Below are 14,233 nucleotides of genomic sequence, written 5' to 3'. Positions count from 1 at the left end.
GTCTATCGAGAAACCATTTGTCGCGTGAGCCCCTACTGAGACGCAATGAGAGAATTCGTCTTCGCCCTCGAGTACGAATCGGGGACGAACCCCGTCGCCGACGTGCTCGCCGACTACCCGGAGGCGTCGATTCGCTCGCTGTCGTGTCACGTCACCGCGGACAGCCTCTGGCGCGTCGATCACGCCGAAGGTTCAGCCGAGGCGCTCGCGGCACTCGAGGACGCCTACACGACGAGTGACTTCTTCGCGGATTGCCTCGTCAAGGACGACTGCGGTGCGGAGTGTGAAGTTCAGGTGCTCGATCGCTCGAGCGACACGCTCGTGGTCTACACCTACTGGGACCGCACCGAGGTCTGTACGTCGGTTCCTCACGTCGCCCTCGAGCACCTCGGCGAGGGACTCCTTTTCGAGACCTATCGCGAGGGGCGGCGCTACCGCTGGCGGATCGTCCTCGGCAGCGACGCTGAGATTCACGACTTCTTCGACGCGCTGGACGAAGAGGTAGACGAGTGTACCGGGATCGAGATGCTCCGACTGACGGAACTCGATCCGGACCACGGCAGCGATTCGAGCCCCGAAGCCACCCTGCCGCGAGAACAACGCGAGGCGCTTCGGGCGGCCGTCGAACGCGGCTATTACGAGACGCCTCGTCGCATCGAACTCGGCGACCTCGCGGCACAACTCGAGATCCCGCGATCGACGCTCTCCTACCGGCTCAGAAGAGCAGAAGCGAGCCTCGCATCGGAGTTCGTCGCGACGGACGATTCACACGAAGCGCTGCTCGGCCGGCCCTAAGTTGGCGTGCGCCAAATAAGTGGTATGGGCGGTGACCGATTACTGCTCAGTAATGACGCAGTCGTCTCCGTCTTCGCCTGATGCGCCGCCCGATCGCACGCACACGCTCGAACTTCGCGTCCCCGAGATGGACTGTCCGTCCTGTGCCGGCAAGGTCGAGAACAGCGTCGAGCGACTCGAGGGTATCCTCAAGTTCGACGCGCGCGTGACGAGCGGCCGCCTCGTCGTCGAGTACGATCCGACGAAAACGAACGAAGCCGACGTTCGTGCCCGGGTTCGCGCGGCCGGGTACGAGATCGACGACGGTGGGGCCGAGCGGACGTTCTCGGTTCCCGACATGGACTGTGCGTCGTGTGCCTCGAAGGTCGAGAACGCACTCGAGGCGACCGACGGCGTGCGAGAGATCGAGACCCGTCCGACATCGGGTCGGGTGACCGTCTCGATCGACGACGAGACCCCAGTAGAGACCGTCACCGGAGCGATCGAACGTGCTGGTTACGACGCCTCGCCGGTCGCCGACGAGGGCGGCCCACTCGAGGAGCGCGAGGCGGTCTGGAAGAGTCGACGTGCCCTCGGGACCGGAATCGGTGGCGTGCTCGTGGCGGTCGGGATGGCTCTCGAGTTCGTTTTCCCTGCCCTCGATCCGGCGCTCACGACCGTCGCCGGGCGAACGTACGCGCTCTCTCACCTATTGTTCATCGCGGCGGTGGTGATCGCGGGGACGCCAATCCTGCGCAACGGTTACTACTCCGCGCGGAATCGGAGTCTCGACATCGACTTCCTGATGAGCCTCGGAATCCTCGCGAGCGTGGCGGCCCACCACCCATTCGAGGGGGCCATCCTCGCGGTGTTGTTCAGCGTCGCCGAGTTGTTAGAGCAGTTTTCGATGGACCGCGCTCGAGACTCGCTGCGGGAGTTGATGGACCTCTCGCCGGAGACGGCGACCGTCAAGCGAGAGGACGGCTCCGAAGCGACGATTCCGGCGGAGGAACTCGCGGTCGGTGACAGGGTCGTCGTTCGGCCGGGCGAGAAGATTCCCGCCGACGGCACCGTTCGTGAGGGCCAGAGCGCGATCGATCAGTCGCCCGTTACCGGCGAGAGCGTTCCCGCGGACAAGTCCGTCGGTGACGAAGTCTACGCCGGCACGATTCCCGAATCGGGCTACCTTGAGGTCGACGTCGAGAGCGAGGCCGACGAGTCGACGATCGCTCGAATCGTTCGAATGGTCGAAAACGCCGAGCGCGAGAAGACCGACCGCGAGCAGTTCATCGACCAGTTCGCCAGCGTCTACACGCCGATCGTGGTCGTCCTCGCGGCCGCGGCCGCGTTCGTGCCGCCACTCGCCTTCGGTGCGTCCTGGAGCTACTGGTTCGTCGTCGGACTGACACTACTCGTGATCTCCTGTCCCTGCGCGCTCGTCATCTCGACGCCCGTCAGCGTCGTCTCGGGGATCACTAGCGCCGCGCGAAACGGCGTCCTCATCAAGGGCGGCAAATACCTCGAGTCAGTCGGCGAGAGCGACGTGCTCGCGGTCGACAAGACGGGGACGCTCACCGAGGGCGATCTGACGGTGACCGACGTCATTCCCCTCGAGGGTGCCGACGAGCGCGACGTCCTCCGACGGGCGGCCGCCGCCGAACGGCGTAGCGAGCACCCGATCGGGCGGGCAATCGTCGGCTACGCCGAGGAAGAGGGGGTCGACGCGGATAGTGACCCCGACGTCTCCGACTTCGAGGCGCTGACCGGCAAGGGTGTTCGGGCCGACATCGACGGCGAGACGCACTACGTCGGCAAACCGAACCTGTTCGACGGACTCGCAGATCTGGAACACGTCCACGCGACCACCGACGGCGGCGTCGCGCTCGCGGAGATGGGCTACGAGACGACGCCCCAGCCACGGTGTGACCGCGAGGACTGTCTCGACGTGCTCGCGGAGGTCGTCCCCGACCTCGAGTCACAGGGCAAGACGGTCGTGATCGTCGGCACCGAAGCGCGGCCGATCGGCGTCGTCGGCGTGGCCGACCGCGTGCGGCCCGAAGCGAAGTGGGCCGTCTCGCGCTTGCAAGACCAGGGCGTTCGCGTCGTCATGCTGACTGGCGACAACGAGGGCACGGCCCGAGCCATCGCGACCGAAGTCGGGATCGACGAGTACCACGCCGAGTTACTCCCCGAGGAGAAACTCGAGTGGATCCGCCGATTGGACGGCGAACCGAACGAGGACGGCCGAGACGACGGTATTCGTCGCGGAGACCGAACCGACGCTGCCCGTCGCGGAGACCGAACCGATGCTGCTCGTGGAGGACACGTCGCGATGGTCGGCGACGGCATCAACGACGCGCCCGCGCTCGCGACCGCGGACGTCGGCATCGCGATGGGCGCTGCGGGGACGGATACGGCCCTCGAGACGGCGGACGTGGCGTTACTGGGTGACGACCTCTCGAAACTGCCCTACCTCTACAAGCTTTCGGGGAGGGCAAACGGCGTCATCCGGCAGAATATCTGGTCCAGTCTGGCCGTCAAAGCCGTGTTGGCCGCGGGTGCGCCAATCGGGCTCGTCACCGTCATCCACGCAGTCGTCATCGGCGACATGGGGATGAGCCTCGGCGTGACGGGCAACGCGATGCGACTAGCGAACGTCGAACCCGAGACTCCTGGGGCGCTCGAGGAGTCTGCCGAGAAATAACGAGTGCGCTTCGTTCGGGTTACTCGCTGCTCGGTTCGGTCTGGGAGTGGATCCACTCTCGCGTTCGTTCGGAAAACGTGCCGATTCCGAGTCCTGCGATGAACGTTAGCAGGCTGGGAACGAGAACCCAGATGAGATTGGGGTGTTCGTGTCCGGCGTGAAGTACGAGTTCTTGCATACGCGAACACATTCGCGCATGAGTCACCTCAATCTATCGCTGCAACAGGGCTCCAGAAGGGCAAATGATTGACATCTCTCGCGCTCGTCGAGGCTTTCAATCGCGGCGTAGCGCACCGAGTCCGGGACGCCCGTCGACCCACCAAAGAGTCACTCCCGCAACCAGAATTGCGGCCTCGAGCCAGAGCGTCGTCACCTCGGCCTCGAGTCCGGGGATGGTCCCTAACGGCTTGACGCCGGTGTAGGGTGGCATCGGCGTGAGCGGCCAGAAGAGAAAGCCGAGTTCGTGGAAATCACCCGACAGCACGTGCCAAGGAACGTCCGTCGCGATATGGGAGAGGTAGCCGATTGCGAAGGCAAAACCGAGGTCGCGACGCGCTCGTCGAGTCGCGAGCACCCAGACGAGGAGGAGTAGCGGAACGACGAACACCAGCGAGTGGCCGACGGTCCGTCCGACGGGTGCGATGTCTGCGGCCGCGAGTGGCTTGTCTACGAAATCGGCGAGGCCGGCCGCGAAGACGGCGACGAGGACCGGCACGTCGTTCGGAGGCCCCCCGTCTCGATACCGAACGAACTCCCGATAGCAGATGTAGCCGACGACGAGGTGGACGATCGGTTGCATCCTTCTCGGTCTCTGTTGTGTGCGAAGTAAATTCAGCGTTGTCCCGACCTCGATTCGTATTGTCTTCTGATCCGTTCTGTGTCGTCCCGAGTTCTCACCCACCGAGACGCCTATGAGGCTTCGACACTACCGTTTCTGTCACGAGAATGTTAGCGGAGGCCGAACCCGTGCTCCGAGCGGACCCCGTGATGGCAACGCTCGTCGAGAAGCACGATCCCTACGTCGAGCCGAACTGGACTGAGTACGAGCGACTGTGCATCTCGATCATCAATCAGCAGCTTTCGACCGCGAGCGCCGCCGCGGTCCGGGGGCGCGTCTTCGACGTGCTCTCGGACGATGTCACACCCGAATCGGTGCTCGAGGCCGACGATGAGGCCCTTCGGGACGCCGGACTTTCGCGAAGCAAGGTTGAATACATCCGAAACGCCGCGCGAGCGTTTCGAGAACGCGATTACTCGAGATCGGGGTTAGCCGACCATACGAACGACGAGGTCGTCGACGCGCTCACCGAGATCAAAGGCGTCGGCGAGTGGACGGCGCGCATGTACCTCCTGTTCGTCCTCGAACGCCCGGACGTGCTTCCGCTGGGTGACCTCGCCGTTCGCCGGGGCATCGAGCAGTTGTACGCCAACGGGGATGAGGAACTGACTCGAGGTGAGATGCGCGAGATCGCCGAGGCGTGGCGCCCCTATCGAAGCGTCGCGACTCGCTACATCTGGGCGGAGTACGAGTCCGAGTAACTGCCAACTCTGCTGCAATCGGCGTTCGTTCGCCGTGTAACGGGGTAACGGGAGTCGAGCGTCAGCCTCGAGGATCGGAGTAACGCAGGACTTCCGTCAGTCGTCGTCGACTCGCGCACACTGTTTGGACCGGCCAATCACCGATTACGCGCGCGAGTATGCAAGCCGGTCGTCCGGATGCGAGAAATCTCATACTGAGTTGTCGAGACGGCCACACCGACTCAAGTGTTCGCTGGCCGGGGTCGGAATCGAGATGGCAAACGAGAGACCAACCGACGACGGGGGCGGACAACGGCGAATGACGACCGATCCCGAGCGAATTCGCGAATGGGCCGAATCGCGCGAGGCGGTTCCCGTCTCGACTCACGGCGGCGAAGGGCACGGCCACTCCTTCGCACGGCAGGGAGCGATCGAGGAGGACCAAGAAGAGCACACGTGGGAGGGCTTCATGGAGACGTTCCGAGACGAGGACCTCGTGTTCGTCTATCACGACGAACCGGCCGCCGGAGACGAACTCGGCCACTTCGAACTGGTCGAGCGCGAAATGGCGTTCGATCGAGCCTCGATCGGTCGCAGTGAACTCGAGGATCAGCTTCGACAGGGTGAGACAGTGACGACCGAAATCGTCGAGACGCAGGTCGTCGAGACCGAAGTCGTCGAGCGCGACACGATCGAGAGTTCGGTCGTCGACACCGAACTCACGGAGCGACGCGTCGTCGAGAGCGAACTGTTGAGCAGAGACGTTGTGAACACCGAATTCGTGAGCGCCGACGTAATCGAGGTGACCACCGACGAATCCCGACTCGAGACCATCGAGGAAATCGAACGCTACATCGTCGAGAGTCGAGTGGTCGACGTCGACATCGAACAACACGACGAGGTCGAGCGAGACGAGATTCAGACCGACGTCGAACTCGAGAGCGTCCAGCGCTCGATCCTCGAGAGCGACGTGGTTCGCTCCGATGTCGCTGCCGACGAGGTCGTCGATCGCGAGGTTATCGAGAGCAAGCGCGGCGAAGGCGACACCGTCCAGAGCGAACTGCTCGAACGCCGAACCCTCGAGGATCAGATCGACGAGCGCTCGATGATGCGCTTTACGCTCGAGGAGACCGAGTTGCTCGAGTCCGAGGTGATCGGCAGCGACCTGCTCGAGGGGGAGATCATCGACGTCGAGGAGTACGAGTCGATGGAGGCGATAGACGCTCCGGCGACTGGCGGCGTGGCTGGCGGCGAGTCGCTAGCCGGCGGTGATCCGATGGATGCGGACGAGACGATGGCTGGGGACGAACCGATGGCGGACGACGACGCGACGGCTGACGCGGGTTCCGAGCAACTCAGCGAAGACGAACCGATGGCGGAAGCGCCCGGCGAAACGGGTGCTGACGCGGAGCGGGCTGACGAAGCAGGCCCACCCGGAGCGGGAGCGACGGGAGCCGCCGGGCCGACCGAACTCTCAGCGGACGAACAGGGGAAAGCAGTCGTCGACGAGACGGGCGAACAGGTCGGAATCGTGACGGAAATCGACGCACAGACGGCCTACATCGACCCCGAGCCCGGACTGACGGATCGACTCAAGGCGCGACTCAACTGGGGTGGCCACGGCGACGACGAGTACCCGGTCGACGCCTCGGAAATCACCGAGATCACCGACGAAGAAGTGATCCTCGAGAGCAAACGCGACGCCGAGTAGGACTCGAGTGAGGCGACATCCCAATTCGGCGACAGCCCTCGAGTTACCGGCCATTCTGGCTACGCTGGCCATTCTGGGCGTCGTCGTTCTCCCCGCCATCAGCGACGTAGCGCGCCCAGAGGAGCAACAGCGTGGGCAGGACGAGGATGCTCGAGAAAAATGCGTACGCGATCGTCAGCGCCGTCACGAAGCCGAACTGGCGAACGGCGGGGAGGAACGCGAGCGCGAGCGTGGTGAAGCCGAGCGTCGTCGTCGCCACGCTACCAAACAGTGCGCCGCCCGTGCCAGCCATCGTTCGCGAGAGCGCGTCGGCGGCGTCTCCTCGTCTCCGACGCTCGAGGACGAAGCGCGAACTCACGTGGATGTTGTAGGCGACGCCGAGTCCGATCGTGAGGCTCGTGACGGTTCCGGTCAGTATATTGAACGGAATCCCAAGTAGTGCCATCGTGCCGACGATCCAACAGACGGCGAGGGCGACCGGCAACAGTGTGACGATTCCCAGAGACGCACTGTGGCCGGTGAGATAGTATGCAGCCGTCAGAAACCCGAAAACCGCAACGAGAGTGATCACGAGACTCTCGAAAATTCCGTCCAGCAGACTCTCCTCGACGGTGTGCTCGACGATCTGCGGGCCGGTCGCGCTCGCGTTCCAGCGCTCGTCCGCGCCACCGTCGTCGACCATCGCCGCTGCCGATTGCACGTCGCTCGTCACCGTTTCGGCCGGCGCGTCCCCGCGAACGGAGACGAGCAGACGAACCGACTCGTACTCGCCATCGCTCGTGCGGTGGATCACTTCGCTCGCAGCCTCGGGATCGCTTTCGAACAGGTGGTCGTACAGCCCCTCGAGATTCTGGTTGGGAACGCCGTCACCCGTCCGGTCGGCGAGGTGGAACGACGCGTTGAACGACTCGTCCTCTGTGGCGACGGATTCCATCACCGTCAGCGGATTCTGGTCGTCCGCGCCGGCCGAGTGCGCCGCGTCGGTCGACTCGCTCTCGCTTACCTGCATCCGTGCCGAATCGACTCGCTCGAGCGTGTCGCCGTCCGTCACGTCGCCCGAGACGACGATTTGGGCCTGTGCGTCCCGGTACTCGAAGCCATCCTCGAGTGCTTCGTATCCGGCCGTCGCCTGGTAGTCTCGGTCGGTCGTCGAAACGTGTTCGGTCCACGACGGATTCTCGGCGAGAAGGTCGTCTTCGTCGAAGTTAGTATCGACTGAACCCGCCGCGTAGAGGCCGCCCGCGGTGACCGCGAGGACGAGGACGAGGACGACGAGCGGCGCGACGCGGGCCGCGCTCGCACCGACCGATAACGCGCTTCGAACGGGGCCATCTTCGATTCCGAGAGCGGGTCGCCGTCGCTCGAGGGACTCGTCGAGTTCGATTTTGATCGCCGGCATCAGGCCGCCGAAGACGAGCAGCGCCGCGACGATGCCGACCGTGCTCACGAGGCCGAACTCGCGAAGCGGCGCGATCGGGCTCACCAGATTCGACAGAAAGCCGATCGCCGTCGTCGCGGTGACCCAGAGGAGGGCGACGCCGACACCGGTGAGCGCGAGCGCCATCGCCGGTCGAACGGCCGTGGCCGCCGTCTCGCGCGACTCGCGATGGCGCATGAAGACGTGGATCGCGTAGTCGATCGAGAGCCCGATCAAGAGGACGGGAATCGCCACGAAGAGTTGGTTGAACGTGATCCCGGCCCAGCCCATGAATCCGAGCGTCCAGACGAGCACCGTTCCGATGCCGGCGACGCCGAGTGCGACCTCGATCGGGTCGCGGTAGGCGACGGCCAGCGAGACGAGGACGACGCCGAGTGCGAGCGGGCCGACGAAAATCAGGCTGTCGACGATCGCCCGGTCGATCTCGTCCGAGACGATTCCGGGGCCGAAGACGACGTATTCGCCGCCGCTCGCGTCGCCGTGATCCGCTGCCAGTTGCTGTACGGCGAGTTCGCTCTCGACGAGTCGGTCGCCGGTCGAATCCGTATCCGTATCCGTATCCGCGTTCACGTCCCCGTCCTCCTCTCCGTCCACTCCCGCCTGTGCGTGCCTGAGAACGGTTAGTCGCTTCTCGGCCTGTGTGTCTCCAACCTCGTACGACGAGGGGAGCAACGTCGTCGCGAACTCGTCGACGGCTGGCGACTCCTCGTCGCCGAGTTCCTCGAGATGGCGTTCATAGGCCGACTCGTCTATCGACTCGAGCGCCGAAATCTGCTCCTCGAGTGGGGGCTGATCGAGGGACTCGAGGTCGTCTCGCTGGTCCTCCAGCTCCCGTTGTTCTGCCCACAGTTCGTCGTACTCGTCGCCGAGCACGCCGACCGTGCCGTCGGTGTACGCTGTCTCGAGGTCGTTCTCGAGTCGATCCGTTCGTTCGTCGTACGCCTCCGTCTTGATCTCACCGTCCGCATACGCCCGCTCGGTGGCGTTGATCTCTGATTGAACGGCTCGAACGCTTCCCATCGCTCGGTCGAATGACTGCGTCTGATCGTCCTCGAGATCAGTCGTTGCTTCCTCGCGAACCGACTCGAGTTCTTGGTCAAGATCGCCCGCACGAGTCTGGTACGTCTCTTCGTCGATCTCGTCGTTCTCATAGGAAGCGTTTAGGTCCGCGTAGTCGGCTTCGAGGCCGCGAACCGACTCGAGAGCCTGGCGCAGATCGGTTTCCGTTTCGTCGAGTTCGTCCGCACGTTCCTCGAGGTCGTCTCTGCGCTCGACGAGCGTGTCGACGTCGTCCTCGCGGAGTATGCTCGTGGCGACGACGTTTTCGACGCCGATCGTCGGCGAGTCCGCTGCCAGCGTCTCGGTGACGGTCTCGTTTTCGTGCAGCGCCTGTTGGAATTCGAGCGACTCGAGGAGGGATTCCTTCGCGAGCGCGTCGTCGTCGCTGACGATCACCGCCGTGACCGTCGTGTTCGCTTCTTCTTGCGTCGAAAAATTCGCAGTCGCGTACTCGAGCGTCTCCGCCTCTTTCGTCTCGCTCTCGAATTGCTCGAGCGAGCTATCGTACTCGAGAAACGCGATTCCGACACCGAAGACGGCCGTGAGGAGGAGAATCGAGACGATCACGACCGTCGTCTGCGTCGTAATCGCGTCGACGAGCCGGGTGAACCGTGTCGGCTCGTCCTGTCTCCCCCCGTTCATCAGTCGTGACAACTGTTCGGAACGCGTATACTTCTTTCAGTTCGACGTGACTTTCAGTTTCGCACGGGTCACTCGCGCGACGGTGGGCGAGCGGCGTAGAATCCGAGCGCGACCGTGGCGAGGCTGCTCAACACGACGAGTACCGCACCGACACCGCTCCAGTTGAGTTCGGACGTCTCGCCGCGGTCCAGTTCGGTCTCGAGGAGCGTCTCGACGCGGTCGTAGTCGATTTCGGGCACGTCGGGCTCTTCCTCGCCGGACATGGAGACGGTCGTCTCCGAACCGACCTGTTCGTGGTCGCGAACCTCCGCTTCGGTGGGGTCCGCGCCGACGAACCCGTCGGCGACGACGTACACAGTACTCGAGCCACCCATCGTCTCGACGTGGAGTTCTGACGCCGTCAGTTCGTCCTCGCTCCCGATTGGGGACGACTCGAGTGTCGCGTCCGGATCAGCCGCTGCGCCCTCGAGTTCGAACGTCCCGTCGTCGATCGTGAGGTCGGTTCTCGCGAGTTCGGCCGTCTGCGACAGTTCGTCGACGGTCGACATCGGAACCACATCGTCAGTGTCGACTCCCACGTCTCCGAGGCCGAACTCCACACCCAGTACCGTCCCGACCTCCCCGAGGCCGTCGGGCGACCACTCGAGTAGTCCGTTCTCCCGGGTCTCGGAGTCGTAGACGACCTCGAGACCGTCCTCGGTCGACGCCGCGTCGAACGTCATCGTGCGATCGGGCGTGAGCGCCTCGAGATCGCGCTCCTCGAGCGCGCTCGCGTGTCGATCCCAGTTTTCGGTGTCGCTCTCCCAGGTCGCGTCGACCATCGTCAGGCCGTCGGCTCGCTCGGCCGTGACGTCCCACGACGTCGTCCGTTTCAGATCCGTTTCCGCACGCACCTCGAGCGTCTCGCTGACGTCGTCGAAGCGATCTGCGAGATCGTCGTCGACCGACTCGAGCGAGTCGGCGAGTTCGACCGTTCCGAGGACGACCTCGTCGTGGGCGTCGGCCTCGAGGTCCCACTCGATGTCGGTCGCTTCGCCGTCTCTATCGACGGTAAGGTGGAGTTCCTCGACGGTCGCTTCTGCGAGTCGATCGGTCATCGCCTGCGCTTCGGTCTCGTCCAGTTCGGTCTCGGCCTGTTGTTGAACCAGCGAGACGGCGGCCGCCGCCACCTCGTCCGTGACGCCCGTGTACTCGACGTGGTACTCGTACTCGACGATATTCTGGTCACCGTCGCCCGAGTAGTCGTAGGACTCGATCTCACCGTCGGCCGTCCCACCTAGCCCGACGGCGATACTCGAGTACCGATTCTCGAGGGACTCGCCGGCGTCCTCGCGCGTCTCCCATCGATCCGTCTCCCAGTCCTCGATGACCCGTCGCTCGCTCACCTTGAGGGAGTAGCCGTCGTCGCGCTCGACGACGGTCGCCTCGAGTGAGTCCGTGCCGGCCGGCACGCCGTCGATCTCGGCCTCGACGAGCGAGAGCGTTCCCGAACTGGTGATCGACTCCGAGGTCATTTCTAGCTCGCCGGTCGTCTCGAGTGCGTCGTAATCGGGGTCGTGATCGGCGACGGTCGCCTGCACGTCACCGCTCGAGGTCGACTCGGTGTCGGTTTGTGACACGTCGATGGCCGCCTCGAGGTCCGTGATCGGTGCTGGATCTTCGATCAGTACGTCACCGACGCTCGAGACGCCATCGCGGTCGGAGTGCATCGACAGCTCACCGGTTACGCCGCGTTCGTCTTCATCGACGGCTCCAGTGTAGTGCGTGTACGCGACCCCAGGATCCGTGTCGAGACCGAACTGCCCCTCGAGTGTCGTTCCAGTCTGGGACGCTTCGTGTGGATAGTCGTACGTGAGCACCGCGTCGCCATCGTCGGACACGTATACCGCTTCGACGTCTTCCGTCGCGTCGATCTCCTCGAGGATTTCCTCAGGGACCGGTTCGTCCGAGTCAGCGTGTGCTCCAGTGACCCCGATGGCCCCCAGACTCGTCACGAGGAGTATCCCGACGAGTAGCGCGCTCGAACGTCCGAAACTGGCCATTCGTGCTGTCGGTTCTAACCCGATCTTCATACGTGTTTGGACGTTCGTATCACGACTTCGTTGCCAATCACTATCAATATATTCGAAAGTAACATATAGGTGAATGACAATTATCCAATAATGGGAAGGGACTTTGTTAGTGGTGCAACGGTTAGCCGTATAGGTGCAGTCATGATGGCTCTCATCATGATCACGTCGGTCGCAGCAGGCACTGCTGTGGCAGACACAGGGATGGAGGAAGCCGAGCCTGCCGACGAGGTGTTCGTCGACGACGACGGTGGGGCCGTCCTCGTCTACGACGAAGACGACGGGATCGACGACGAAGCGAGCGGTGAGTTCGGCGTCGATATCTCCGAGTCGGTGGCGTACGCGCTCGTCACCGACGAGATCGAAGACGACGTCTCCGCTGCGTTCTCGATGGCCCTCGACAACGATGGCCTCGAGTCCTCAGGCTCGCTCGCCGCCGATCGACCGGCTGACGTCGAGGACTTCTCGATGGACGTCACTGGTGAGCAAACGGAGTCGACGAACGACTTCGACGCGAACCTCGAGTTGGCACTCGCCGCCTCCGACTCGCCGCCGGAAGCGACCGTTGACGAGTCCATCTCGACCAGTGGTTCCGTCGTAATGGGTGCAGACGATCTCGCCACGCAGGGTGAGTTCGACATGTCACACAACGCACCCCCTGATTCACCCGAGATCGGCCTCGATCTGGAGATCACGGAGACGGGTGACGATTACACGCTCGAGATGGCACAACAGGACGTGATCATCGAGTTCGAAACCCACGACTGGGATACCGAGGACGCTGCACAGGCGACCCTCGAGGACGAATTCGAGGTCGTCGCAGAAGACCTCGGCAGCGACGTCACGGTCACAATCCACGACCACGACTTCGAGGAGAACGTCAACGCGATGGGCGACGGTCACCTCGACATCGAGTACACGGTCGAACTCGAGAACGCCAAAGACGGCCTCGAGCAACTCGTCGCAGAGGATCTCGCGACCGATCCGACACTCGACGTAACGCAAAGTGAGGCCGACGAGATCGCCGCGGATATCCTCGACGCCGAACTCGAGACGTTCGAACTCGCGTTCGCCGAGGACGACACGACCGTCGACGGCCACTGGGACGTCGCGTTCAGCGGCTTCGAATCGTCTGCCTTCGCGATGATGGACCTCGCTGAAGCGAGCGACGAGATGGACGACGACGCGGCCGACGAGTTCGACGACTACGAGGAGATGTACGAGGCCCAGGCAGCGGCCGACCTCACCGAGACGACCGAGTGGGACGTGACGTTCGACGCAGCCGGCGGATCGCAAGAATTCGTCGTCGACGTCACCTCCGAGACTGACAACTGGGACGCCTACACCGACGAACTCGCGGACCGCGATATCGACTCGCCCGAGTTCGTGATCGACGCTCACGCGGAAACGGTCGGCGACGAAATCGACCTCGAGATGGGACTCGAAGTCGGACAGGAGGCGATCATCGAAACGGCGATCACGACGATGGCCAACGACCTCCAGAACGACCCGACCGTCGACGACGACGCACTCGAGCTCGTCTCCGCCTTCGACGAAGCTGACCTCGAACTCATGCAGTTCGACCTCGATATGGACGACGGAACGGTTACCTTCGAAACCGGTGCCTCCTTCGACGACCTCGGTGCGTTCGAGGATCACCTCGAGGACGGCTACCACGGACTGACGGTCGAACACATCTACGGCGACGACGACGCCGGCTACGTCTACGTCACCGACATGGCCGACGACGATGACGACGAAGACGACATCCGCGAGCATTCGATCGTCGCGGACGACACCGAGATCCACATGCCGGGCGACTGGGACGAAGATCACCCGCGACTCGACATGGAAGAAGTCGACAACTACCTCGAGACCGACGTAGGCGACGACGACGAGTCGGACGATGACGACTCGATCCCCGGCTTCGGTGCAGTCGCCGCCCTCGTCGCACTCCTCTCGATAGCGATGTGGGCGCGTTTCGATCGGTAACCTCTCGTTTCGGTTGCTGAACGAATTGCGTACGCAACTCACGGTGATTTTTTCGCCCCTCGGTCACTCGCTGACGCAGTGTCGACCCCCGGTATGTTGGCTGCAGACGAGGTGTCGGGACGGAGGGTGACTGGCACGTGCCGTCTGCGAGCGACCGCTCACGGTACGTCCGGTTGCCGGTCTCCGAAGCGGATGTACCAGTTGAACTGCACAGTCGAGGCGAAGGTCCCTCGCAGTCGTCCGTCAACGAGCCTGAGGCGACGACATCAGTCTCGAGACTCGAGGCTGTCCTTCAGCGTGGACGTATTTTCGTCGCTGACAGGTGG

At 63.6% G+C, this 14,233-nt stretch carries 9 protein-coding genes; 5 read left to right on the top strand and 4 right to left on the bottom strand.

Annotated features, from left to right (window positions below; genetic code table 11):
* The first annotated feature begins 45 nt into the window (after nucleotides 1–45).
* A complete protein-coding gene (locus BLW62_RS03635) occupies nucleotides 46–795 on the top strand; it encodes a helix-turn-helix domain-containing protein (RefSeq protein WP_090505272.1) in 750 nt (249 codons plus the stop codon).
* Nucleotides 796–847: 52 nt separating this feature from the next.
* Nucleotides 848–3,478: a heavy metal translocating P-type ATPase gene (locus tag BLW62_RS03630; RefSeq protein ID WP_090505270.1), complete on the top strand. Its 2,631-nt coding sequence runs from the start codon at nucleotides 848–850 to the stop codon at nucleotides 3,476–3,478.
* A 19-nt stretch (nucleotides 3,479–3,497) separates the two neighbouring features.
* On the opposite strand, the gene BLW62_RS18485 is transcribed toward BLW62_RS03630, so the two are convergent.
* Complete coding sequence (locus BLW62_RS18485; protein ID WP_175459667.1) at nucleotides 3,498–3,656, bottom strand: hypothetical protein; 159 nt, start codon at nucleotides 3,654–3,656, stop codon at nucleotides 3,498–3,500.
* A 96-nt stretch (nucleotides 3,657–3,752) separates the two neighbouring features.
* Nucleotides 3,753–4,277, bottom strand: coding sequence for a zinc dependent phospholipase C family protein (locus BLW62_RS03625; RefSeq protein ID WP_090505267.1), 525 nt, complete (start codon nucleotides 4,275–4,277; stop codon nucleotides 3,753–3,755).
* A 146-nt stretch (nucleotides 4,278–4,423) separates the two neighbouring features.
* Between BLW62_RS03625 and BLW62_RS03620 the strand changes: the two genes are divergently transcribed.
* Together BLW62_RS03620 and BLW62_RS03615 are read left to right on the top strand one after the other, a co-directional pair.
* Entirely contained in the window at nucleotides 4,424–5,017 is a 594-nt protein-coding gene (locus BLW62_RS03620; protein ID WP_090505265.1) for a DNA-3-methyladenine glycosylase family protein, read from the top strand.
* 253 nt (nucleotides 5,018–5,270) lie between these two features.
* On the top strand, nucleotides 5,271–6,707 hold the full coding sequence (locus BLW62_RS03615; RefSeq protein WP_090505263.1) for a hypothetical protein: 1,437 nt from the start codon (nucleotides 5,271–5,273) through the stop codon (nucleotides 6,705–6,707).
* 43 nt (nucleotides 6,708–6,750) lie between these two features.
* Here the strand turns inward: BLW62_RS03615 and BLW62_RS03610 are convergent, their stop codons facing one another.
* The gene (locus BLW62_RS03610; protein ID WP_090505261.1) at nucleotides 6,751–9,846 is read right to left on the bottom strand and encodes an MMPL family transporter; all 3,096 of its coding nucleotides are present in this window, start codon (nucleotides 9,844–9,846) and stop codon (nucleotides 6,751–6,753) included.
* 68 nt (nucleotides 9,847–9,914) lie between these two features.
* The gene (locus tag BLW62_RS03605; RefSeq protein WP_139305371.1) at nucleotides 9,915–11,888 is read right to left on the bottom strand and encodes a hypothetical protein; all 1,974 of its coding nucleotides are present in this window, start codon (nucleotides 11,886–11,888) and stop codon (nucleotides 9,915–9,917) included.
* A gap of 171 nt (nucleotides 11,889–12,059) precedes the next feature.
* Here BLW62_RS03605 and BLW62_RS03600 point away from each other — a divergent pair, with 171 nt between their 5' ends.
* The gene (locus BLW62_RS03600; RefSeq protein WP_245726659.1) at nucleotides 12,060–13,907 is read left to right on the top strand and encodes a PGF-CTERM sorting domain-containing protein; all 1,848 of its coding nucleotides are present in this window, start codon (nucleotides 12,060–12,062) and stop codon (nucleotides 13,905–13,907) included.
* The last annotated feature ends 326 nt before the right edge of the window (nucleotides 13,908–14,233 follow it).

Origin of the sequence: Natronorubrum sediminis, assembly GCF_900108095.1 — an archaeon.
GTDB lineage: Archaea > Halobacteriota > Halobacteria > Halobacteriales > Natrialbaceae > Natronorubrum > Natronorubrum sediminis.
This window is presented reverse-complemented; position numbering and strand designations above follow the sequence as displayed.